Source organism: Janibacter terrae (assembly GCF_039636765.1).
GTDB classification, from domain to species: domain Bacteria; phylum Actinomycetota; class Actinomycetes; order Actinomycetales; family Dermatophilaceae; genus Janibacter; species Janibacter terrae.
The window spans coordinates 178,869-201,423 of sequence record NZ_CP144167.1 but is presented as its reverse complement, the minus strand read 5'-3'; the positions used below and the strand labels follow the sequence as shown (position 1 = coordinate 201,423).

Below are 22,555 nucleotides of genomic sequence, written 5' to 3'. Positions count from 1 at the left end.
CCGACCCCGACCGGGGCTCGCACCGCGACTCGCGGCTGGTTAGCGTGGGTCCATGGTTGAGCTCCCCACACGCGTCCTGGGGGACGGCGTCTCCGTCCCCGTCCTCGGCTTCGGCACCTACCCGCTCCGCGGTGACGACGGCGTGCGCGCCATGGTCTCCGCGCTCGAGGTCGGTTACCGCCTCATCGACACCGCGGTGAACTACCGCAACGAGCGCGAGGTCGCGGAGGCCGTGCGCGCCAGCGGCCTGGATCGCGGTGACGTCTTCATCCAGAGCAAGGTGCCCGGTCGCGACCACCGCGGCGCCAAGGGCTGCATCGAGACCTCGCTGCAGGTCATGGGCCTCGAGTACCTCGACAGCGTGCTCGTCCACTGGCCCAACCCCTCGCAGGAGTCCTACGTCCGCGCGTGGGAGGGGCTCGTCGCGGCCAAGGAGGCCGGGCTCGTCCGGTCCATCGGCGTCAGCAACTTCACGCCGCGGTTCCTCGACGAGATCATCGAGGCCACGGGCGTGACGCCGGCGTCCAACCAGATCGAGATGCACCCGGCCTTCCCGCAGGTGGAGCAGCGCGCCGCCGACGCCGCACGCGGCATCGTCACCCAGGCGTGGAGCCCGATCGGCCGCGGCGAGCTCCTCGACGCGGCGCCCGTCATGGCCGCCGCCGAGGCCCACGGCGTCACGCCGGCCCAGGTCGTCCTGCGCTGGCACCTGCACCTCGGCTCCCTCCCGCTGCCGAAGTCCGCGGACCCCGAGCGCCAGCGCACCAACCTCGAGGTGCTCGGCTTCGACCTCTCCGACGCCGAGACCGAGGCGATCACCGCGCTCGGCCGGCCCGACGGGCGCCTCTTCGGCGCCGATCCCGAGACCCACGAGGAGATGTGATGGCGGAGCTGCTGCCCTCGCTCGACATGGACGAGGTGCGCCGGCTCGACCGGGCGCACGTCTTCCACTCCTGGTCGGCCCAGGACCTCATCGACCCGCCGGGCGTCGCGTCGGCGCAGGGGTCGCGCTTCACCGACCACGAGGGCCGCAGCTACCTCGACTTCGCCAGCCAGCTCGTCAACGTCAACATCGGGCACCAGCACCCGGAGCTCGTCGCGGCCATCGCCGAGGCCGCCGGGCGGATGGCGACGATGGCGCCGGGGTTCGCCGTCGAGGCGCGCTCGCAGGCCGCGGCGATGATCGCCGCCAGGGCCCCCGGCGACCTCGACTCGGTCTTCTTCACCAATGGTGGCGCCGACGCCAACGAGCACGCGATCCGGATGGCGCGCCTGCACACGGGGCGGCACAAGGTCCTCGCGGCCTACCGCAGCTACCACGGCGGCACGTCCGGGGCGATGGCCCTCACGGGTGAACCTCGGCGGTGGGGGAGCGAGCCGTCGTTCACCGGCGTCGTCCACTTCTGGGGCCCGTACCCGTACCGCTCGCCCTTCCACTCCGACAGCGACGAGCAGGAGTGCGAGCGCGCGCTGGAGCACCTGCGGCAGACGATCGCCGTCGAGGGTCCCCAGCACGTCGCCGCGATCGTCCTGGAGACGGTCGTCGGCACCAACGGCGTGCTCGTCCCGCCGGACGGCTACCTGGCCGGTGTCCGCGAGATCTGCGACGAGCACGGCATCGTCATGGTGGCCGACGAGGTGATGGCCGGCTTCGGCCGCGCCGGCGAGTGGTTCGCCGTGGACCGGTGGGGCGTCACGCCCGACCTCATCACCTTCGCGAAGGGGGTCAACTCCGGCTACGTCCCGCTCGGCGGGGTCATCGTCGACGCGCCGATCCGGGAGACCTTCGGGCAGCGCCCGTACCCGGGCGGCCTGACCTACCAGGGACACCCGCTCGCCTGCGCGTCCGCGGTGGCGTCGATGCGGATCTTCGAGCGGGACGGGATCGTCGAGCACGCCCGCGCGCTCGGCGAGGACGTCATCGGCCCCGGCCTGCGCGAGATCGCCGGGCGGCACCCGAGCGTCGGTGACGTGCGTGGCCTCGGCGTCCTCTGGGCGGTCGAGCTCGTGCGCGACCGGGAGACCCGTGAGCCGCTCGTGCCCTTCAACGCCTCGGGCGAGGCGTCCGCGCCGATGGGTGAGGTCGCGGCGGCGTGCAAGGAGGCCGGGCTGTGGCCGATGGTCGCCGGCAACCGGGTCCACGTCGTGCCGCCGTGCACGACGAGCGCCGACGAGGTCCGTGAGGGCCTGGCGATCCTCGACGAGGCGCTGTCGGTCGCCGACGGCCACACCGCGTGACGGCCGGCGAGGGGGCGGCCCGCTGGCCGGTCCGGCCGGTCCCGGGCGAGGCGGTCCCGTCCCCCTTCGGCATGTCCGTCTACTGCGTCGCCGACCCTGCGGGGCGGGCTCCGGACCGGGACGCGCTCGTCGTCGTGCACGGCGACGGCGACGACTCGCGGTGGACCTTCGGGCAGGTCGACGACAGCGTGCGTGCCGTGGCCGCCGGGCTGCTCCGGCTCGGGCTGCACCCGGGTGACCGCGTGCTGCTGCGCATGGGCAACCGGGCGGAGTTCCCCTTCGTCTTCTTCGGGGCGATCGCGGCGGGACTCGTCGCGGTCCCGACGAGCTCGCAGCTCACCGCGGACGAGGCCGGGCTCCTGCTCCGGGACTGCGGGGCCTCCGCCGTCGCGCTCGACCCCGACCTCGATCTCGTGGTCCCGCAGGGCGTCCCGGTCGTCACGGCCGACGACATCGCGACCTGGGTCGCGGGCGGCGAGCGCGCCGAGCACGACCTCGGCGACCCGGACCGGCCGGCCTTCATCACGTACACCTCCGGCACGACCGGCAGGCCGAAGGGGGTGACCCACGCCCACCGCAGCGCCTGGGGCCGGCGGCCGATGTACCGCGGCTGGTACGGGCTCGAGGAGGGCGACGTCATGCTCCACGCCGGTGCCCTCAACTGGACGTACACGCTCGGCGTCGGGCTCACCGACCCGTGGGCCAGTGCCGCGACCGCGATCGTCCACGACGGTCCGCGGGACGGCCTGGTCTGGCCGTGGATCATCGCCTCCCACCGCGCGACCCACGTCGCGGCTGTCCCGGGGGTCTACCGCCACCTGCTGCGCCACGGGGACCCGGCGGCGTGGGACCTGCGCTCCCTGCGGGCCGCGCTCGTGGCAGGCGAGGCGCTCCCTTCGTCCCTGTGGCGGGAGTGGACGCGGGCGACCGGGGTGCCGCTGCACGAGTCGCTCGGGATGAGCGAGATCTCGACCTTCGTCTCCACCGGGCCTGACGTGCCGGTGCGCCCCGGCAGCCCGGGGCGCGCCCAGCCCGGCCGCCGGGTCGCCGTCCTCGACCCCGAGCGGCTCGAGGCCCCGATGCCCCTGCCTCCCGGCGAGATCGGGCGCCTCGCGGTCCACCGCTCCGACCCGGGCCTGATGCTCGGCTACTGGCAGCGGCCCGAGGAGACGGCCGAGGTGCTGCGGGGGGAGTGGTTCGTCACCGGTGACCTCGCCGAGCTCGACGAGGACGGGTACCTGACCTACCACGGTCGCTCCGACGACGTCATGAACGCGATGGGCTACCGCGTCTCCCCGGCCGAGGTCGAGGAGGCGCTCGCGGGCACGCCGGGCGTCGCCGAGGTCGCCGTGTCGGCGCTCGCCGTCGGTGACGGGGTCAGCCTGGTCTGCGCGTGGGTCGTGCCGACGGCCGGTACCGACCCGCGGTCGCTGCGGCAGGGCGTGCTCGACCGCGCGGCCGAGCGGCTCGCCCCCTACAAGCGGCCCCGCGAGGTGCGCGTGCTGGAGGCGCTGCCACGGACCGCCAACGGCAAGGTCGTGCGGCGTGACCTGCGCGATCTCGCAGGCCCGCGGACGTGAGGGCAGAGGCCTTGTCCACGAGGCGTCGCCTCATGGGATGATGGGCGCCATGAGCAAGCACCCTCGCCTGTCCCACCCGCCGACCGGGCCGCACGCCGTCGAGGACCTGGGCCACGCGCAGAACGCCGCGTGGTACGCAGTCCTCGTCCTCGGTGTCATCGCCGCCGCCGTCGGCACGTGGGCCGTCATCGCACTGAGCCCGATGCTCGGCATCCTCGCCGTCATCCTGACCGTCGTGACGATCGTCGTCGGCGTCGTCATGAGCAAGATGGGCATGGGCAGCTACACCTACGCCGAGGGCGACACGGCGACCGACAGCCCCTCGATCGGCATCAAGTGACCCCGTGACGAAGGGGGGGAGTGCCCCCCTTCGTCACTGCGTCGGGACGTTGTTCTCGATGTCCGCGACCCAGCGGGTGCCGGCGACGTCGCTCGGCATCCGCCAGTCACCCCGCGGTGACAATGTGCCGCCCGGCAGCACCTTGGGCCCGTTGGGCAGCGCCGAGCGCTTGAACTGGTTGTCGAAGAACCGCCGGACGAAGACGAGCAGCCACTTCCTGATCTCGGCCAGGTCGTAGGCGCCGCGATCCTCCTCGGCGACCGAGCTCGGCCAGGTGCCGCGCGACGCGTCGGACCACGCCTGCTCCGCGAGGAAGGCGATCTTGCTCGGCCGGTCCCCACGGCGCAGCACGTGGAAGAGGGTGAAGTCCTGCAGCGCGTACGGCCCGATCCTGTCCTGGGTCGACTGCGGCCGGTCCGCGTCCTTGCTCGGGACGAGCTCGGGGGAGATCTCGGTGCCGAGCACCGACAGCAGCGTCTGCGAGACCTCGGGCAGCTGGCCGGAGTCGGCCACCCAGTGCACGAGGTGCTGCATGAGCGTCTTGGGCACGCCCGCGTTGACCCCGTAGTGGCTCATCTGGTCGCCGACGCCGTACGTGCACCAGCCGAGGGCCAGCTCGGACAGGTCGCCGGTGCCCAGCACGATCCCCCCGCGCTGGTTGGCGATGCGGAAGAGGTAGTCCGTGCGCAGCCCGGCCTGCACGTTCTCGAAGGTGACGTCGTAGACCCCGTCCGGGTGGTCCGCCTCGGGGTCGAGCCCGTAGGGGTGGCCGAGGCCGCGCAGCATCTGGGTGGCCGTGGGCCGGATGTCGAGCTCCTCCCACGTGATGCCGAGCGACTCCATGAGCGCGACGGCATTGGTCTTGGTGCGGTCGCTCGTCGCGAAGCCCGGCATCGTGATGCCGATGATGTCGGTGCGCGGGCGCTCGAGCCGGTCCATCGCCTTGGCCGCGACGAGCAGGGCGTGGGTGGAGTCGAGCCCGCCGCTCACGCCGACGACGATCTTCGGCTCCCAGTCGGGGCCGCCGATGGCGCGCAGCCGCTGCTCGAGGGCGGACACCTGGATGTTGTAGGCCTCGTAGCAGTCCTGGGCCAGCCGGGCCTCGTCGTCGGGGACGAAGGGGAAGCGGTCGAGCGCGCGGAGCAGGCCGAGGTCGCCGGTCGGTGGGTCGATCTCGATGTGGACCTCGCGGAAGGGCGCGACGTCGACACCGATGCCGACCGCGTTGTCGTCGAAGCTGCCCTGGCGCATGCGCTCCTGCCGCAGCCGGTCGACGTCGACGTCGACGAGGGTCTCGCGGGGACCAGCGGGGAAGCGCTCGGACTCGCCGAGGAGGTCTCCCCCTTCGTAGACCATGGTCTGGCCGTCCCAGGAGAGGTCCGTACTCGACTCGCCCTCGCTGGCCGCCGCGTAGAGGTAGGCCGCGTTGCAGCGCATCGACGCGGACCGGGCGAGCAGGTGCCGGTCATCGGCGCGCGCGACGGTGATGGGGGAGGCGGAGAGGTTGAGCAGGACGGTCGCACCGGCGAGGGCCGCCGCGTGGCTCGGCGGGACCGGGACCCACATGTCCTCGCAGACCTCGGCGTGGACGACAAGCCCCGGCACGTCGTCGACGTGGACGAGGACGTCGGTGCCGAAGGGGACGCCGTCGAGCACCTCTGCAGCATCACCGGTGGCGAAGGTCGGCCGGAACCACTCGTCGACGATGCCGGCCCCGGCCGCGAAGTGCCGCTTCTCGTAGAACTCACGGTAGTTGGGCAGGTAGGCCTTGGGCGCGATGCCGACGACCTCGCCGCGGTGGATGAGGACCGCGCAGTTGTACAGACGGTTGCGGTGGCGAAGGGGGGCGCCCACGACGACGAGCGGCATCAGGTCGGCGGTCTGCTCGGCGAGGTGGACGAGGGCGGCCTCGACGTCGCGCAGGAGCACGTCCTGCAGGAAGAGGTCGTCGACGGCGTACCCGGTGAGGCCCAGCTCCGGGAAGAGCGCGACCGCCGTGCCGCGCTCGTGGAGGTGGCGCACCCGCGTCAGGACCGCCTCCGCGTTGGCGTGCGGGTCGGCCATCGTCACCGGGAGCGTGCACGCGGCGACCCGCGCGAAGCCGTGGCGGTAGAGGTTGCGGAAGTCGCGATCCGTCATGGGCCGACCCTACCCAGCGAAAACCCAGTGGCCCCTTCCTCCCCCTTCGTCTTGGATGGCCTGATGCGGACCCATTCCCTCGCCGAGCGCCCGGACCTCGTCGACGCCTTCTGGTCGATCGACGACGACTGGCCGACCTTCATGCTCCAGGACCCGACGTCGGACCGCGCCTACGAGGCGGTGGTCGACGGCTTCCCGCAGCTGCACCTCGTCGTCATGGACGGTGACGTGGCGGTCGCGCGGCTGCACGCCGTCCCGTTCGAGGCGGACGTCCACTCCCTCCCTCCCCGCGGGTGGGACCACGCGCTCCAGCGGGCGGAGTGGATGGTGGCGAAGGAGGCGACCCCTGACCTCTCGACCGTCAGCCTCATCGAGGCGCGGGTGGCGGTGGGCCGGCGAGGCGAGGGCCTGAGCGGTGCGCTGCTCGCGGAGGCGCGCCGGCGGTACGCGGCGCTGGGCTGTCGGGACCTCTTCGGCCCGGTGCGGCCGACCCGCAAGTGGCTCGAGCCGCGCACCGGCGCGGACGAGTACGCGCGGCGGGTGCGCGAGGACGGGCTCCCGGTCGACCCGTGGCTGCGTGCTCACGTCCGGCTCGGTGGCCGGATCGTGCAGGTCGCGCCGCTGTCGATGACGATCCCGGGGACGCTGCAGCAGTGGCGTGAGTGGACCGGCCTGCCCTTCGATGCGGATGGTCGCGTCGATGTCGAAGGGGGTCTCGCCCCGGTGCACGTCGACGTCGCCAACGACCACGCGGTGTACGTCGAGCCGAACGTCTGGGTCCACCACGACCTGCGCTGACCGGCGGCACGCGGTGTCTCCTCACGGCCCTACCCTCGTCCCATGGCCGACGACCGCAAGACCAAGCCGACCGATGCCTCTGCCGACGAGCTCATCGCGGCGGTCGAGGACGAGCGGCGCCGGGCTGACGCCGAGCGCGCGATCGCGCTCGTGCGCGAGGTGACCGGCGTGGAGCCGGTCGTCTGGGGACCGTCGATGATCGGCTTCGGCACCCAGCCGTACACGACGGCCGACGGCAAGGAGCGCGAGTGGTTCAGGGTCGGGCTCGCCCCGCGCAAGGCGGCGCTGACCTTCTACGGGTTGACCTTCTACGGGTCCAACGAGGACCTGCTCGAGCGCCTCGGCACGCACACGACCGGCAAGGGCTGCCTCTACGTCAAGCAGATGTCGGACGTCGACGAGTCCGTGCTGCGCGAGCTCGTCGAGCGGTCCTGGGGCGCTGGTGCCTGAGCTGGCGTGGCCCCGACAGGCCGGGCCGCTCTCCCTTCGCCCTCCGACGGCCGAGGACATCGAGCAGGCGCTCACGTGGCGCAACAGCCCCGAGGTGACGCGCTGGCTCCTGCTCACCACCGTCGATCCGGTGACGTACGCCCGCAGCTGGCTCGCCGAGGACCCGGACAGCATCGGGGTCGCGGCGCACGTCGACGGGCAGCTCGTGGGTACGGGTTCGCTCGACATCGCGGACGCGATGGGTCAGGTGCACGCCGGCGAGCCGATCTGGCGACGGGCCCAGGGCAGCATCGGCTACACGATCGACCCGGCCCACGCCGGCCGCGGCCACGGGACGCACCTCGCCCGCGCCCTGCTGTCGATCGCCTTCGACGACCTCGGCCTGCACCGGGTGACGGCGGGCTGCTTCGCCGACAACACCCCTTCGTGGCGGGTCATGGAGCGGATCGGCATGCGGCGTGAGCAGCACGGGGTCAAGGACTCGTGGCACGCCGAGCTCGGCTGGCTCGACGGCTACACCTACGGGATCCTCCGCGAGGAGTGGGTCGAGGTATCAGGGGTCGAAGGGCCGCGGACCGGATAGGCGGTCGCCAATACCTCGACCGTGGTCAGTGCCGTCCCTCCACGGCACCGCCCCCGCTCAACGACGCCCGGTCGGCTGCCGCCTGGCCGGAGAACCACCCTTCGCCGTCGCTGACCGTCGTGGAGCGCGCGGCGCGCAGGTACGGGAAGTGCTCGTCGACGGCGTCGTCGACGGCCTCCCTGCGCTGCTCGAGCAGCGGCACGAGGTCCGTGCCCGTCGACCCGTGGCGTTCGCCGACGGCCGTGGCGACCTCGGCGTCCACGACCTCCCGCAGCCGCTCACCGATGCGGTGGGCGAAGGCGACGAGGAAGGACCGACGGAAGGCAGCCGTCCGGGAGCGGCCGCGCTCGTCGGTGCGCTGACCGTGCTGGGCCATCGCCGTGGTCGCCTGCACGAGCAGCGAGGTGAAGAGCGTCTCGACCGCGTCGAGGTCGTCCTGGTGCCCGATGAGGGTGACGAACCCGAGGTCCTTGGTCCACACGGCGCGGGCGGCGTTGGCGGCGGCGATGCCGGAGAGGAGCGAGACCTTGGGGGACTCGTAGGGCCCCTCGATCCCGACCCGTCGCAGGCCCGGGGCGTCGGACGTGGGCGTGCTCGCCGCGAGCAGGGCCGCGTCGATGCTGTGGCGGGCCATGAGCGCCTGGGCGCCCGCGGTGAAGGTCTCCGCCTCCGCCTCGAAGGTCGTCGACTCCGCCTTGGCGAGCAGGGCCCGCACCCGCTCGAGGACGCGTGCGTCGACGTGCGAGGAGGGCCGACGGGAGGAGGGGTGGGCCTGTCCCGGGAGCGGGCCGATCTGCTCGATCCGGGGCACACCCCAGATCGCCGCGATGAGCTCGACCGCGCCCCGGACCACCTCGGGCCAGGAGTCGCGGGCACCGCGCGCCGCCGGGTAGCTCTCGTGGTCCGGCCACCAGACGCTCGCCCCGATCGCCTCCATCTGGGTCCACCAGTCGGGGTCGACCGTGGCCCGGGCGTAGGGGCGAAGGTGGTACGCCATCGCGTCGCCGAGCAGGGACGCGGCCGGCGCCTTGGTGGAGCGGGTGACGTGGCGGTGCAGGTCGACGGGCTGCCAGCCGCGCTCGAAGGCCAGGCCGACCCGCTCGGCGAGGATGCTCAGGATCGCCCACCCCGCGCACTCCCGGTCGTACCGCGTGCGGGTGTCGTCGACGAGCTGCGCGATGGACCGCTCGGCCGTCCGCGTGCGCCGGTTGGACCACGCGCTCGCCCCCTGCATGACCCGGTCGGCCATCTCCGCGATGTCCGCCTCGCGGTCGCGGCCGATCCCGAAAGCCGTCACGTCATCCCCCTTCGTCGTGGTCGTGTGGACACCTTGGCACGCACGGCCTGCCGCCCGCTCCGACCCCTGTGGACGAAGGGGAAGGAGACGCTCAGCAAGACTTCTTACGGGTTCGCACGAGTTTTAAACCCTTGCGAAGGCGAGGTTTATCGGGTGACCCGATAAACCTGAGGCGTATGTGGCGGGTCACCCCCGCCGAGCCGACGCCGCGGCGATCTGCTGGAGCATCTCCACCGCGAGGCGGGCGGCCTCGTTGGTCTTGGCCACGGGCGCGGTCAGGGCGACGATGTCGCGCACCGGGTTGGGGTTGGTCAGGCGCAGCCGGCGCACGGTCTTGGGGATCGTGCGGGCGGCGAGGTCGGGGATCACGGTGATGCCCACGCCGGCCGCGACGAAGGCGGTTGCCGTGTAGTGGTCCTGCGCCTCGACCCTGTACCGCGGCCGGAATCCGGCTGCGCGGCAGGCGCGGTCGACCATCTCCTGGGTGATGCCGGCGGAGATGTCGTTGCTGATCCACGGGTCCTCGGCCAGCTCGGCCAGCTCCACCCGGCGCCGCCCGGCGAGCCGGTGGTCGGCGGGCACGAGCGCGACGAAGTGGTCGGTCATGAGCGGGGTGACGATGTACCCGGGCCGGATCGAGGTCGTCGGGTCGTCGGGCACGACGTCGATGTCGACCGGCGGCGCCTCCCCGGGCGGGTAGCCCTCGGTGAGCACCATCTGCAGGGTGAGCTCGGGCAGCTTCGCCTGGAGCCGTTTGGCCAGCTGCGGCATCCACCGGTACCCGGCCGACGCGAAGTACCCGATCGACAGCGAGCCGGTGCTCCCTTCGCGCAGGTCGTCGACGACGGCATCGACCCGCTTGAGCTCGACCATGAGCCGCTCGCTCTCCGCGGCGAGCGTGTGGGCCGCCGGGGTGGGCTCGATCCCACGCCCGTGGCGGGTGAAGAGTGTGAGACCGGTCTCCTTCTGCAGGGCGGCGAGCTGCTGGCTCACGGCCGAGGGCGAGTACCCCAGGTGGCCCGCGGCGGCCCCCACCGAACCGGACGCCATGACGGACAAGAAGATCCGGAGCCGGTGCGCGTCGACCATGCCCCGCAACCTACCCGATCGTGAAGTAGAACTGCACGAACATGCACAAAACTGAATTGGATAAAAATAGTTGAAGCGAGCAAGATCTTGGCCATGGAGAAGCTCTGGATGACCTACGTCAACGCCCTGCGTCCCGCCGCCAACCGCCACTGGGGGGCCGGCCCGGACGCCGACCACCACCGCATGGCCGCGGAGCTCGCCGCCATGTCCCAGGACGAGACCCGCGGCGAGCGCGGCCTCGCCGCCTCGGCCTCCGGGCCCACGTACCACGCGCCGTACGACCAGCGGATGGCTGACCGCTTCCACCCGCTCCTCTCCACGCGCTGAGCATCCCCGCCCGTGCGCTCAGCGCGTGCCGACGTCGTCCTTGAGCACGACCGCGCGACCAGCCTCCAGCCGCGCGACCGGCACGCGGAAGGGGGAGCAGCTCACGTAGTCCAGACCCGCGTCGTGGAAGAAGTGGATCGACTCCGGGTCACCGCCGTGCTCGCCGCAGACGCCGGTCTTGAGGTCGGCCTTGGTCGAGCGGCCCTTCTCCACACCGATCCGTACGAGCTCGCCGACGCCGATCGCGTCCAGGGTCTCGAAGGGGGAGATGGTGAGGACGCCGTTCTCGAGGTACTTCGGGAAGAAGGCGGTCTCGACGTCGTCGCGGGAGAAGCCCCACGTCGTCTGCGTCAGGTCGTTGGTGCCGAAGGAGAAGAAGTCGGCGGTCTGCGCGATGCGGTTGGCCGTGAGGGCGGCGCGCGGCAGCTCGATCATGCAGCCGATCGGGATCTCGATCGACTGGTTGTTCGCCTCGGCGACCTCGGCGATGATCTCCTCCGCCTGGCGCCGCACGATGACGAGCTCACGGTTGGAGCCGATGAGCGGGACCATGATCTCCGGCTGCGGGTCCTTGCCCTCCTCGCGCAGACGCACGACGGCCTCGGCGATCGCGCGGATCTGCAGGCCGAAGAGGCCCGGGATCTTCAGCCCGAGGCGCACGCCGCGCAGACCGAGCATCGGGTTGGACTCGTGGATCGCGCGCACCGCGTCACGCAGCGCCCGCGTCCGCTCGACCTCCGGGCCGCTCTCGCCCCGCTCGTCGGCCAGGGCGACCTCGACGGTCAGGTCGGTGAGGTCGGGCAGGAACTCGTGCAGCGGCGGGTCGATGAGACGGATCGTCGTGGGCAGCCCGTCCATCGCGGTGAGCAGGTCGACGAAGTCCTCGACCTGCGCCGGCAGCAGCTCCGCCAGCGCGGCCTCGCGCTCCTCGTCGGCCTCGGCGAGCACGACCCGCTCGATCTGCTGGCGCCGGTCCCCGAGGAACTGGTGCTCGGTGCGGCACAGCCCGATGCCCTCGGCGCCGCGGTCGCGGGCACGCTTGGCGTCCTCACCGGTGTCGGCGTTGGCGCGCACGCGCAGGCGGCGGCGGGCGTCGGCGTGCTGCAGCACGCGGTCGACGGCCTCGATGAGCTCGCGGGTCTCGTCGTCGTCGGCGATCGTGACGGCGGCCTCGACGCCCTGCGAGATGTAGGTCATGACGGGGGAGTCGACGACGTGCACGTCACCGAGGAAGACCTCACCGGTCTTGCCGTCGATGGCCAGGGTGTCGCCCTCGCGGACGACGTGCTCGCCGACCCGGATCTCCTTGGCGGCCACGTCGACGACGAGGTCCTCGGCGCCGACCACGGCGCACTTGCCCATGCCGCGCGCGACGACGGCCGCGTGCGAGGTCTTGCCACCACGCGCGGTGAGGATGCCGGCCGCGGCGATCATGCCGGGCAGGTCCTCGGGGGAGGTCTCGCGGCGCACGAGGATGACCGAGCTGCCCTCGGCCTGCTTGGCCTCGGCGCTGGCGTTGTCGAAGGCCACCGCGCCGACGGCGGCGCCCGGGGAGGCGCCCATGCCGGTCGCGATGAGGGTGCGCTTGGCCTCGCGGTCGAACTGCGGGAAGAGCAGCTGGCCCAGCTGCTCGCCGGTCACGCGCTCGAGCGCCTCGTCCATCGTGATGAGGGCCTCGTCGACGAGCTGCGTGGCGATGCGGAAGGCGGCGCCGGCGGTGCGCTTGCCGACACGGGTCTGCAGCATCCACAGCTTGCCGCGCTCGATGGTGAACTCGATGTCGCACAGGTCGCGGTAGTGCGTCTCGAGACGGCGCATCGCGGTGCGCAGCTCCCGGTAGGCGGCCGGGTCACGGTCCTCGAGGTCGGTGAGCGCGAGCGTGTTGCGGATGCCGGCGACGACGTCCTCGCCCTGGGCGTTGGGCAGGTAGTCGCCGTACACGCCGGAGTGGCCGGAGGAGGGGTCGCGGGTGAAGCAGACGCCGGTGCCGGAGGTGTCGCCGAGGTTGCCGAAGACCATGGCCTGCACGTTGACCGCGGTGCCGAGGTCGTCGGCGATGCGCTCGCGGCGGCGGTAGAGCTGGGCGCGCTCGGTGTTCCAGCTGCGGAAGACGGCCTCGATCGCCATGTCGACCTGACGGCGCGGCGTCTGCGGGAAGGGGTTGCCCGTCTCGTCGAGGACGATCTGCTTGAACTCGGCGACGACGGCCTTGAGGTGGTCCGCGGTGAGGTCGACGTCGGCCTCGACCCCGGCCTCCTGCTTGTGGGCGTCGAGCACGTCGGAGAAGCGCTCGGAGTCGATGTCGAGCACCGTCTTGCCGAACATCTGGATGAGGCGGCGGTAGGAGTCCCACGCGAAGCGCTCGTCACCGGCGAAGGAGGCCAGCGACTGCACCGTGTCGTCGTTGAGCCCGACGTTGAGGACGGTCTCCATCATGCCGGGCATCGAGAACTTCGCCCCGGAGCGCACGGAGAGCAGCAGCGGCTCCTCGGAGTCGCCGAGCGTGCGGCCGATGAGGTCCTCGACGTCGCGCAGCCGCTGGGTCACCTCGACCCGCACCTCGGGCGGGACGCGTCCCTCGGTGAGGTAGGCCCGGCAGGCCTCGGTCGTGATCGTGAAGCCCGGGGGGACCGGCAGACCCAGCTTGACCATCTCGGCGAGGTTGGCCCCCTTGCCGCCGAGGAGGTCCTTCTGGTCGCGATCGCCTTCGCTGAACATGTGGACGTACTGACTCACCGGGTGCCTCCCAAGACGCGTGCGCTGAACCCGCCCACTATGACAGGCACCAGGGGTCGGGTCGTGGTCGGTTCCTCGTGGCAGGACGAAGGGGGGACCCCCGCATCCCGTCGTGGGGCCGGGTCAGGCTCCTTCGAGCTCGACCTTGAGGCGGTCGAGGGTGCGGCGGATGTTCCCCGGCTGGTACTCGGCGAAGGTCCGCCCGCCGGTCACGACGCGGTCGAAGACGCGCGCCACGCCGTCGGGCCAGCGCCGGTCGTCGGTCCACGTCTCGGTGACGAGGGTGCCGCCGGTGACCGGCTCGAAGCGGTACTCCCACGTGGCGATGGCCGCGGCGAGGACCGGGCGCCTGCCGCCGATGCGGTGGACCCGGAAGGCGAAGCGCTCGCCCGGGTCGGCGGCGGTGACGGTGCACTCGGTCGTCCACCGCGCCCGACCGCGGCGGTTGCGCCCGACGAAGGAGCTGCCGACGGTGACCGGGCCGTCCGTGGCGGTCCGGCCGCCGGTGTTCTCGGGGCTCCACCGACCCATCTGGGTGATGTCGCTGACCGCCTCCCACGCCGTCATCGGGTCGACGGCGATCGTCACGGTGCCGGACGCGGTGCGGGGTCGCTGCATGGTGCTCACGCTGTCACAGGTCCAGGCCGTCGCCGTCGAGCCGGTAGGTCTCCCACTCGCTCTGGGGGCTCGCGCCGAGCGACTCGTAGAACTCGATGGACGGGGTGTTCCACCGCAGCACGGTCCACTCCAGTCGTCGGTAGCCGCGGGCGCGGCACTCGTCGGCGAGCGTCAGGAGCAGCGCCTTGCCCAGGCCGGACCCGCGGTGCGCGGGCTCGACGTACAGGTCCTCGAGGTGGATGCCGTTCTTGCCGGTCCACGTCGAGAAGGTGAGGAACCACAGCGCGATCCCGACGACGCGACGCTCCTCCCCTTCGCCTCCTACTGCGACATGGCAGGCGGCGCTCGGGGTGCCCTCCTCGGGGAAGAGCGCCGCCACGAAGTCGGCCTCGGTCGCCTCGACGGCGTCGGGCTCGCGCTCGTACTCGGCGAGGTCGTGGACGAGGCGGAGGATGTCGGGCACGTCCGCGGCGGTCGCGGGCCGGATGTCGGGATGGCGCATGGCCCGACTCTAGGAGCCCGCCGCCACGCGCTCCCTGAGGAGGTCGCGCAGCGACCGTCTCGAAGGGTGCCCTCAGTCCAAGGTCGTGCGCCGCCGGTGGACCCGAAGCGACAGGAGCAGCACGAGCAGGCCGGCGGCGGACAGGCCCGCGCCGACGAGCGAGGGCGCCTGCCAGCCCCAGCCGGCGGCGAGGACGACGCCGCCGAGCCAGGCGCCGAGCGCGTTGGCGATGTTGAGCGCGGCGTGGTTGCCGGCGGCCCCGAGCGTGCGGGCGCGGCCGGCGACCTCCATGAGCCGCAGCTGCAGCGCGAGCACGAAGGCCGAGACCGAGATGCAGATCAGCAGCAGCACGACGGCGGCGGGGACCGGCGAGTCGGCGGCCCGGGCGAAGGCGGCGAGGGAGAGCCCGGTCGCGATGGTCGACCCGACGAGGGTGCGCAGCACGGAGCGGTCGACGAGGCGCCCGGCGACGACGGTGCCGACGAGACCGCCGACGCCGTAGACGAAGAGGTAGACCGGGACGGCGTCGGCCGGCAGGCCGGTCTGGTTGCGCAGGATCGGCGAGATGTAGGAGTACATCGCGAAGACGCCGCCGAACCCGATCGAGCCCACGAGCAGGGTGAGCCACACCTGGGAGTCCTTGAAGGCGGCGAGCTCGCTGCGCACCCGCGCCTCCCGGTCGGCGGCCTGGTGCGGGACGAGGAGCTGGACGAGCACGGCGGTGAGGACGCCGGTCGCCGCGACGAACCAGTACGCGGAGCGCCACCCGGTCTGCTGCCCGAGCCAGGTGGCGAAGGGGACGCCGGCGACGTTGGCGACGGGGATGCCGAGCATGATCCGGCTGACCGCCCACCCGCCGCGCCCGACCGCCACGATGTCGAAGGCGACGATCGAGGCGATGCCGAAGAAGGCCCCGTGCGGGATGCCGCTGATGAACCGGGCGAGCATGAGCACGCCGTAGCTGCTGGCCAGTGCGCTCAGCGCGTTGCCGATGGCGAAGAGGACCATGAGCCCGACGAGCAGCTCGCGCCGGGGCAGCCGGTTGCCGAGGACCGCGATGACCGGCGCCCCGATGACGACGCCGAGCGCGTACGCCGAGATCGTGTGGCCGGCGCGGGGGATCGTCGTGCGGATGCCCTCGGCGATCTCCGGCAGGAGACCCATGGTGACGAACTCGGTGATGCCGATCCCCACGCCGCCGAGCACGAGCGCGGCCAGCGCGACCCCGACCGGTCGAGCGGTGGGCGCGGTCCGGGACGAAGGGGGGATCACGCCCGACATCCTCCCCCAGGCTCGACGCCGCCCCGACCTCGACGGCACCCGCGACTGCCTAGGCTCGCCCCATGACGACCACGCAGAACGCCCCGCTCCTGACGTCCGAGATCGACATCGACGCCACGCCCGAGGCGGTGTGGCGGGTCGTCGCCGATCCCCGCGCCCTCGGTGGCCTGAGCCCCCAGGTGCTGCGCACCCACATCGTCGGCGACCGGCCGGTGGGCCTGGGCACCCGCATGGTCAACCTCAACCGACGCGGTCTGCTCGTGTGGCCCACCCGCGCCAAGGTCGTGCGCTTCGAGCCCTCGAAGGAGTTCGCGTTCCGCGTCAAGGACAACGCGGCGATCTGGTCCTTCTCGTTGTCCCCCAACGGTTCTGGTGGCACGACGGTCGTCCACCGCCGTGAGGCGCCGGACGGCACGACCCAGGTCTCCCGCACCCTGCAGGACAAGGTCCTGGGCGGCGTCGAGTCCTTCGACCGCGAGCTCCAGGCCGGCATGGCCCAGACCCTCTCCAACCTCAAGTCCCTGCTCGAGCGCTGACCAGCGAAGGGGGGATCGCCCCCCTTCGTCCGTCCGGTAGACCCCCGCAGGGATGGGTACTTCTCCCCATCGACCCGCACCTTCGCCGGCTCGTAGATTCATCGGTGTCAAACGGGATGGGGATCCTCGGATGGCACCGACGCGGGACCCGCAGGGGGGTCCCGGAGTTGACCGCAGGGCGGGGCTCCGCAGGGGGAGTCCCGCCCCTGCGTGTGTCCTCATGACGAGCGGTGTCGCGCCGGCCCCGTTTGTGTGACGATGACCTCATGTCGACACCATCAGCAGGGGGTCCGAGCGGCCCGAACGTCCCACCGCCGCCCGGTAGCGGAAACTTCGGCCAGACGCAGCCGCCGTCCGGTCAGTTCAACTCCCCGGGGCAGGGGTACACCGGACCGCCGCCCCCCGGGCAGGGGTACACCGGGCCGCCGCCCGGTCAGGGCTACGGCGGTCCAGGCCCCGGTGGGCCAGGCGGCCAGCCGCCGAAGAAGGGCATGGGCAAGGGCTTGCTCGCCGGCATCGCCGGCGGCGTGGCGCTCCTGCTGCTCCTGTGCTGCATCGGTGGCTTCCTCATCGCCCGCGGCGACGACGACGAGTCCTCGAGCACGACCACCTCGTCGGTGACGTCGAGCGAGTCGACGACGCCGAGCTCGACCACCGAGTCGACGACGGAGAGCTCGACGAGCGAGCCCACCACCGAGTCGACCACGGAGAGCTCCACGAGCGAGCCCTCGAGCGAGACGACGAGCGCCGGCGGTGGCGCCAGCTTCCCCGACTCCTTCGACGGCTGGACCAAGGGCCAGACCTCGGACGCGGGCGGCCAGGAGACGGCGGTCTACACCAAGGGCGGCGACACCATCTCGGTCGTCATCTCCGACTCGGTCAAGCCGGCCGACTTCGAGGCGATCTGGGACAAGGACGAAAAGGTCGGCGACCACCACTGCGGCACGCTGCGCTCCACGCAGCAGTGCGCCGGCGAGTCCGGTGGCACGACCTACCTCGTTACCTCCGTGAGCAGCGACTCCGCCAAGGAGGTCTCGGCGATCCTCGGCAAGCTGCTCGACACCGTGTGATCGACGCGTCACCGATCGAGAGGGCCCCGTCACCCGACGGGGCCCTCTCGTCGTGCCCGGCGCCATAGGGTGGACGCCATGGCACGGCACATCACCACCTCCATCGACGAGGGCATCGCCCAGGTGCGTCTCGCGCGGCCGGACAAGCTCAACGCGCTGACGCTCGACATGCTCGACGACCTCGTCGCCACCGCCCACGGCCTGCGTGCCGACCGACGGCTGCGCGCCGTCGTGATCTCGGGTGAGGGGGACGCCTTCTGCGCCGGGCTCGACTTCAGCTCGGCGATGAAGGACCCTCGCGGCATCGCGAGGCGCTTCGTGCCGCGACCGTGGCGGGGGACCAACACCTTCCAGGAGGCCCCGTGGGCCTACCGGCGGCTGCCGGTGCCGGTCATCGCGGCAGTGCACGGCCACTGCCTCGGTGGCGGGCTGCAGATCGCGCTGGCGGCCGACTTCCGCATCGCCCGCCCGGACTCGACGTGGTCGGTGCTCGAGGGTGCCTGGGGGATCGTCCCCGACATGTCGGGCGTGCACGCCCTGTCCCAGCTCGTCGGTATCGATGTCGCCAAGAAGCTGTCGATGACCGCCGCCAAGATCTCGGGGGAGCGGGCCCACGAGCTCGGCCTCGTCACTGATCTCGCCGAGGACCCGGTGGGGGCCGCGACCGAGCTGGCGCGTGAGCTCGCCGAGCGCTCGCCCGACGCGCTCGCGGCGACCAAGCGGCTCTTCGACCGGACGTGGACCTCCGGTCCCCGGCGGGCATTCGCCCGCGAGCGACTCGAGCAGCTCCCGCTGCTCCTGGGCCCCAACGCCGCCCGAGCCCGCAAGGCCAACCTCGAGCGCACCGCCGCCGAGTACCTGCCCCGCCAGCGTCGCCTCGTCCCGTGAGCGGCGGACCGCAGCAGCAGACCGGCTTCCTCCCGATCGTCCCGGAGGGTCTCCCCGAGGGGTGGACCACCCGCGTCCCCGACGAGGGAGACGTCGAGGACCTCATCGCCCTCGTGTCCACCGCCAAGGAGGCCGTGGACGGCTCCGGTGCGGTGGAGGAGGAGCTCGTCGCCAGCGAGGCCGTGGGCGAGGCGTCGTGGACGCGGCGCCAGGTCGTCGTCGTCGACCCGGCCGGGGCGATCAGGCTCTGGGCCCGCGTGCACGACCGCGCCGCCGGTCGCTGCAACATCGACCTGACGACCGACCCCGCGCTGGGTGCCGAGGTCGAGGAGCAGCTCGCGCCGTCCGTCCTCGCCTGGGCGGAGGAGGTCGCCCTGAGGATCTCCCGCGGTCGCGGTCTCGGGGGCACGCGGCTGGACATGTCTGTGCACGAGGACGACGAGCGCCTGCGGGGTCTCCTCGCGGCCGACGGGTTCGAGCACGTCCGCACCTGGCTGCAGATGAGGCGGCCCACGCAGCCCGGCGACGAGGAGCTGCTCGAGACGCACCGGCGCGAGGGCGTCGTCGTGCGCCGGGTGGCCCGGCGCGAGGACGGCACGCCGGTGGCGGCCGACCTGCAGGCGGTCTACCGGATGATCGAGGAGTCCTTCGCGGACCACTTCAACTCCTACCGCGAGTCCTTCCCGGAGTTCCTCGCCCGGCTGCGCGAGGCGCCCGGTCACCGGTGGGACCACTGGTGGATCGCGGACATCGAGATGGAGGGGCAGTGGGTCCCCGGCGGAGCCGTCGCTGCGGCGGTCCTGCCGCCCGACGCGTCGGGGACCGAGGGCACCTACATCGACTACATCGGCGTGCACCGGCTGGCCCGCGGGCGCGGGGTGGCCAAGTCGCTGCTCCACGCGGTCATCGCCGACGCCGCGGCGCGCGGCCGCAACCGGGTCTCCCTCGAGGTCGACGCTGACAGCCCGACCGGGGCGGACGGCATCTACGAGTCCATGGGGTGGGTCACCCGCTACCGGACCGAGTCGTGGCAACGGGACGTGCTCGCCGAGGGCATCGACGCGCCCGTCCCACAGGCCCGCCTCGACGAGTAGCTCGCCGGGGCCGGGCGCGCGTCAGTCGAGGACGCGGGTGGTCTCGATCGTGAAGTCGTGGGCGCGCAGGCGCTCGACGAGCGGGGCAGCCATGGCGACCGCGGGGGTGAGGACCCCCCCCTCGCTGTCGAGGTCGTCGAGGGCGAGGCAGAGCGCGGCCTGGCCGAACATGATCGCCGTGCCGCTGTAGCCCGGGTCCGCGTCGGCGGCGACCGTCGTCGCGTACCGGGCGCCGGTGGTCGTGCTCGCGACCACCTCGACGGCGAAGCGGCCCCGGGTCCGCGACTCCTCGTCGGGACCCTCTCCCGGGGCGGGCAGGAAGCGGTCGACGACCTTGCGCGTCGGGCCGAAGGCGAGCCCGCCGACGAGGCCGAGCAGGCCCACCGTCATGCCGGTCGCCGCGAAGGGGGCCTTGGCGCGGGTGCCGAAGTCGGTCACCTCGTGGTAGCGGAAGGCGCGTCCGTAGCGCCAGCCCAGGAGCGCGTTGGAGCGGCGCACGACCCGGGTGTTGTACGAGGCCATGATGAAGGGGCCGGTCCAGTGGCCGTCCTCGGTGCGCCGGACCGGCAGACGGGAGCCGAGGCGGCCGAGGACGCTGCGGACCCGGCCGCGCTGCGCGGCACCGGCGGTCGGCACGCCCGCGCGGTCGGCGCGGGTCGGCTCCGCCGACCGGTCGGGGCTCAGGGCGTAGGGGTCGGCGATCGCCCGGCGGTCCTCCGGGGACTCGCTGGCCGCGATGACCTGGGTGCGCATCGAGTCGATGGTGCCGCCGGAGAGACCGCCCTTGAGGCGCCGGACGAAGAGCACGGTGTCGGTCAGCTCGCCGGCGTCCTCGGCGGCGGCCACCCGGGCGGTCTCCCAGACCGCGAGGTCGGACGGGACGGAGTCGAAGCCGCAGGAGTGCACGATCCGGGCACCGGTGCGGCGGGCCAGGTCGTGGAAGGCCTCGGCGCTGTCGCGGACGAAGAGCACCTCGCCGGACAGGTCGGCGTAGTGGGTGCCCGCCACCGCACAGGCCTTGACGAGCTCCCGCCCGTACCGGGCGTACGGCCCGACCGTCGTGGCGACGACGCGCGCGTGCTCGGCCAGGTCCGTGCAGGCCCCCGGGTCGGCGAGGTCCACGACGAGCCGGGGCCACTCGGCGGCCCGCCCGCCGAGCTCCGCGGCGAGCGCGTCGAGACGGTCACGGGAGCGGCCGGCGAGCGCGATGCGCAGCCCCTCCGGGGCGTGGTCGCGCAGGTGGCCCGCGGTGAGGCGCCCCACGAAGCCGGTGGCCCCGACCAGGACGATGTCGTACTCACGAGCGGCGGCGGACGAAGTCATGCTCTCGACACTAACCGCATTGCCCGGCAGGGACATTCGCGTCCTGTGCGCACGTCGTCACGGGGTGAGGGTTCCCTCCGGGGGTCGACTCCGCTAGGAAGGGGGGAGGCGGTGCGCCGCACCGTCACCGACGACGAAGGAGAAGCACATGACGCAGCCTCCGAACGAGACTCCCGACGTTCCCGAGGAGGCCATCGGCGGGGTGCCCACCGAGGCGCCCACGACCGGTGGCGACGGTGGCGCGGACGGCGCAGCCGGAGACGGTGGCGCGGACGGCGCGGCCGGTGACGGTGGCGCGGACGGCGCGGCCGGTGACGGTGGCGCGGACGGCGCGGCCGGTGACGGTGGCGCGGACGGCGCGGCCGGTGACGGTGGCGCGGACGGCGCGGCCGGTGACGGTGCTGCTGGCGATGGTGGCGCCGACGGCGGTGCCTGAGTGACCCCACGCGAGGAGGCCGGTGCCCCGACGGGCACCGGCCTCCGCCGCGTCACGGACCTCGGCCCCGAGGACTTCGCGCGGGCCTGGGGACGCGAGCCCCGGCACGTGCCCGCCGCGGCCCTCGGCAGCGACTTCGTGGACCTGCTCGACACCCCGGCCGTCGACGACCTGCTCTCCCGGCGCGGCCTGCGCACCCCCTTCCTGCGGGTGGCGCGGGAGGGGCAGACGCTGGCCGACGCGGAGTTCACGCGCGGCGGTGGCGTCGGGGCGGGCGTCGCGGACCAGCTGGACGACACCGCGCTGCTGCGGCTCTTCGCGGAGGGCCACACGCTCGTGCTCCAGGGGCTGCACCGCACGCACCCGCCTGTGCTGGACTTCGCGCAGGACCTGGCTGCGGACCTCGGGCACCCCGTGCAGGTCAACGCCTACGTCACCCCGCCGCAGAGCCGCGGGTTCGCCGCGCACTACGACGTCCACGACGTCTTCGTGCTCCAGTGCGGCGGTGAGAAGACCTGGCGCCTCCACCCGCCCGTCCTCGAGCACCCCCTGCGCACCCAGCCCTGGCAGGACCGCCGAGCCCCGGTCGAGCAGGCGGCGCAGGAGCAGCCGCACCTCCTCGTCACGCTCCGGCCCGGCGACGTCCTCTACGTCCCGCGCGGCTGGTTGCACGCGGCCGAGGCGCTCGGCGGCGTGAGCACGCACCTCACCGTCGGCGTCCACGTCTGGCACCGCGGACACCTCGCCGAGGCCGTCCTCGACGCCGCACGGAGGGGGGTGGCCGCCCTCGCGGAGGCGCGGACCCCCCTTCGCCCCGGGGTGGACGTCGCCGACCCCGACGACCTCGTCGACGACCTCGCCGTCGTCCGCGCTGCCCTGCTCGACGCGGTCGCCGCCGTCGACGAGGCGGCCGTCGCGGCCCAGCTCGCCCGCCGCCAGCGCGCCGCCCAGCGCCCGGCGCCCGTCGCGCCCGTCGCCACGACCGAGGCCCTCGCGGGTGAGCCGGTCGTCGTCCCCCGGGAGCACCTGCGCGCCGCCCTCGAGCCCGACGGGGAGGGTGCGGTCCTGGTGAGCCGGGCCGGCCGCCTGCCCCTGGACGCGTCCGAGGCCGACGCCGTCACGACGTGGCTGGCGGCCGAGGAGCCTGCCCGGCTCGACCCGGCGCTCGCGCGGCGCCTCGTCGTGGCCGGGGTGGCCGTCCCGCTCACCGCTCCGCCCGCGTAGGGTCGC

22 protein-coding genes are annotated in these 22,555 nt (G+C 73.1%); 14 read left to right on the top strand and 8 right to left on the bottom strand.

Going from position 1 to position 22,555, the window contains the following annotated elements; translation table 11 throughout:
* The first annotated feature begins 52 nt into the window (after positions 1-52).
* From V3C34_RS01025 to V3C34_RS01010, 4 genes are read left to right on the top strand one after another with little or no spacing between them, the layout of a single operon-like run.
* Positions 53-883 (top strand): aldo/keto reductase, encoded by an 831-nt coding sequence (locus V3C34_RS01025; RefSeq protein ID WP_346007815.1) that lies wholly within the window; start codon positions 53-55, stop codon positions 881-883.
* Complete coding sequence (locus V3C34_RS01020; protein ID WP_346007814.1) at positions 883-2,238, top strand: aspartate aminotransferase family protein; 1,356 nt, start codon at positions 883-885, stop codon at positions 2,236-2,238. Before V3C34_RS01025 ends, V3C34_RS01020 begins: the two co-directional genes overlap by 1 nt.
* On the top strand, positions 2,235-3,818 hold the full coding sequence (locus V3C34_RS01015; protein ID WP_346007813.1) for an acyl-CoA synthetase: 1,584 nt from the start codon (positions 2,235-2,237) through the stop codon (positions 3,816-3,818). Before V3C34_RS01020 ends, V3C34_RS01015 begins: the two co-directional genes overlap by 4 nt.
* A 49-nt stretch (positions 3,819-3,867) precedes the next feature.
* The gene (locus V3C34_RS01010) at positions 3,868-4,158 is read left to right on the top strand and encodes a hypothetical protein (protein ID WP_170307662.1); all 291 of its coding nucleotides are present in this window, start codon (positions 3,868-3,870) and stop codon (positions 4,156-4,158) included.
* A 33-nt stretch (positions 4,159-4,191) separates the two neighbouring features.
* On the opposite strand, the gene V3C34_RS01005 is transcribed toward V3C34_RS01010, so the two are convergent.
* On the bottom strand, positions 4,192-6,297 hold the full coding sequence (locus V3C34_RS01005) for an NAD(+) synthase (protein WP_068426605.1): 2,106 nt from the start codon (positions 6,295-6,297) through the stop codon (positions 4,192-4,194).
* A gap of 63 nt (positions 6,298-6,360) precedes the next feature.
* On the opposite strand from V3C34_RS01005, the gene V3C34_RS01000 reads away from it, so the two are divergent.
* Genes V3C34_RS01000 through V3C34_RS00990 form a run of 3 tightly spaced genes read left to right on the top strand, consistent with a single transcriptional unit; the run spans position 6,361 to position 8,128 of the window.
* Positions 6,361-7,095 carry an N-acetyltransferase gene (locus tag V3C34_RS01000; protein ID WP_338539249.1) on the top strand — a complete coding sequence of 245 codons (735 nt, stop codon included), beginning with the start codon at positions 6,361-6,363 and terminating at the stop codon, positions 7,093-7,095.
* A gap of 42 nt (positions 7,096-7,137) precedes the next feature.
* Complete coding sequence (locus V3C34_RS00995; RefSeq protein ID WP_346007812.1) at positions 7,138-7,545, top strand: DUF1801 domain-containing protein; 408 nt, start codon at positions 7,138-7,140, stop codon at positions 7,543-7,545.
* Positions 7,538-8,128: a GNAT family protein gene (locus V3C34_RS00990; protein WP_346007811.1), complete on the top strand. Its 591-nt coding sequence runs from the start codon at positions 7,538-7,540 to the stop codon at positions 8,126-8,128. Before V3C34_RS00995 ends, V3C34_RS00990 begins: the two co-directional genes overlap by 8 nt.
* 25 nt (positions 8,129-8,153) lie before the next feature.
* Here the strand turns inward: V3C34_RS00990 and V3C34_RS00985 are convergent, their stop codons facing one another.
* Entirely contained in the window at positions 8,154-9,425 is a 1,272-nt protein-coding gene (locus tag V3C34_RS00985) for a DUF2786 domain-containing protein (RefSeq protein WP_346007810.1), read from the bottom strand.
* A 186-nt stretch (positions 9,426-9,611) separates the two neighbouring features.
* Positions 9,612-10,514 carry a LysR family transcriptional regulator gene (locus tag V3C34_RS00980; RefSeq protein ID WP_346007809.1) on the bottom strand — a complete coding sequence of 301 codons (903 nt, stop codon included), beginning with the start codon at positions 10,512-10,514 and terminating at the stop codon, positions 9,612-9,614.
* Positions 10,515-10,607: 93 nt separating this feature from the next.
* On the opposite strand from V3C34_RS00980, the gene V3C34_RS00975 reads away from it, so the two are divergent.
* On the top strand, positions 10,608-10,841 hold the full coding sequence (locus V3C34_RS00975) for a hypothetical protein (protein ID WP_068424043.1): 234 nt from the start codon (positions 10,608-10,610) through the stop codon (positions 10,839-10,841).
* An 18-nt stretch (positions 10,842-10,859) separates the two neighbouring features.
* Here V3C34_RS00975 and ppdK read toward each other — a convergent pair whose 3' ends face one another.
* The 4 genes from ppdK to V3C34_RS00955 all read right to left on the bottom strand — a co-directional run bounded on the left by ppdK (position 10,860) and on the right by V3C34_RS00955 (position 15,969).
* Positions 10,860-13,577, bottom strand: a complete 2,718-nt coding sequence (ppdK, locus tag V3C34_RS00970; RefSeq protein ID WP_346007808.1) for a pyruvate, phosphate dikinase — start codon at positions 13,575-13,577, stop codon at positions 10,860-10,862.
* A gap of 123 nt (positions 13,578-13,700) precedes the next feature.
* A complete protein-coding gene (locus V3C34_RS00965; protein WP_068424321.1) occupies positions 13,701-14,195 on the bottom strand; it encodes an SRPBCC family protein in 495 nt (164 codons plus the stop codon).
* A gap of 13 nt (positions 14,196-14,208) precedes the next feature.
* The gene (locus tag V3C34_RS00960; RefSeq protein WP_346007807.1) at positions 14,209-14,697 is read right to left on the bottom strand and encodes a GNAT family N-acetyltransferase; all 489 of its coding nucleotides are present in this window, start codon (positions 14,695-14,697) and stop codon (positions 14,209-14,211) included.
* Between the two features lie 72 nt (positions 14,698-14,769).
* Positions 14,770-15,969 carry an MFS transporter gene (locus tag V3C34_RS00955; RefSeq protein WP_345913323.1) on the bottom strand — a complete coding sequence of 400 codons (1,200 nt, stop codon included), beginning with the start codon at positions 15,967-15,969 and terminating at the stop codon, positions 14,770-14,772.
* A 71-nt stretch (positions 15,970-16,040) separates the two neighbouring features.
* Here V3C34_RS00955 and V3C34_RS00950 point away from each other — a divergent pair, with 71 nt between their 5' ends.
* From V3C34_RS00950 to V3C34_RS00935, 4 genes are all read left to right on the top strand, one after another.
* The gene (locus V3C34_RS00950; protein ID WP_338539256.1) at positions 16,041-16,514 is read left to right on the top strand and encodes an SRPBCC family protein; all 474 of its coding nucleotides are present in this window, start codon (positions 16,041-16,043) and stop codon (positions 16,512-16,514) included.
* Between the two features lie 491 nt (positions 16,515-17,005).
* The gene (locus V3C34_RS00945) at positions 17,006-17,584 is read left to right on the top strand and encodes a hypothetical protein (RefSeq protein ID WP_068424051.1); all 579 of its coding nucleotides are present in this window, start codon (positions 17,006-17,008) and stop codon (positions 17,582-17,584) included.
* Between the two features lie 78 nt (positions 17,585-17,662).
* A complete protein-coding gene (locus V3C34_RS00940) occupies positions 17,663-18,472 on the top strand; it encodes a crotonase/enoyl-CoA hydratase family protein (protein ID WP_346007806.1) in 810 nt (269 codons plus the stop codon).
* The gene (locus V3C34_RS00935) at positions 18,469-19,566 is read left to right on the top strand and encodes a GNAT family N-acetyltransferase (protein WP_068328424.1); all 1,098 of its coding nucleotides are present in this window, start codon (positions 18,469-18,471) and stop codon (positions 19,564-19,566) included. The genes V3C34_RS00940 and V3C34_RS00935 overlap by 4 nt, the downstream gene beginning before the upstream one ends.
* Before the next feature lie 21 nt (positions 19,567-19,587).
* Here V3C34_RS00935 and V3C34_RS00930 read toward each other — a convergent pair whose 3' ends face one another.
* Positions 19,588-20,889, bottom strand: a complete 1,302-nt coding sequence (locus V3C34_RS00930; RefSeq protein WP_068328427.1) for a saccharopine dehydrogenase family protein — start codon at positions 20,887-20,889, stop codon at positions 19,588-19,590.
* A 148-nt stretch (positions 20,890-21,037) separates the two neighbouring features.
* Here V3C34_RS00930 and V3C34_RS00925 point away from each other — a divergent pair, with 148 nt between their 5' ends.
* Positions 21,038-21,325, top strand: a complete 288-nt coding sequence (locus V3C34_RS00925) for a hypothetical protein (protein ID WP_176573195.1) — start codon at positions 21,038-21,040, stop codon at positions 21,323-21,325.
* Positions 21,326-22,549 carry a cupin domain-containing protein gene (locus tag V3C34_RS00920; RefSeq protein WP_068328431.1) on the top strand — a complete coding sequence of 408 codons (1,224 nt, stop codon included), beginning with the start codon at positions 21,326-21,328 and terminating at the stop codon, positions 22,547-22,549. It abuts the gene before it with no gap.
* Positions 22,550-22,555: the final 6 nt, after the last annotated feature.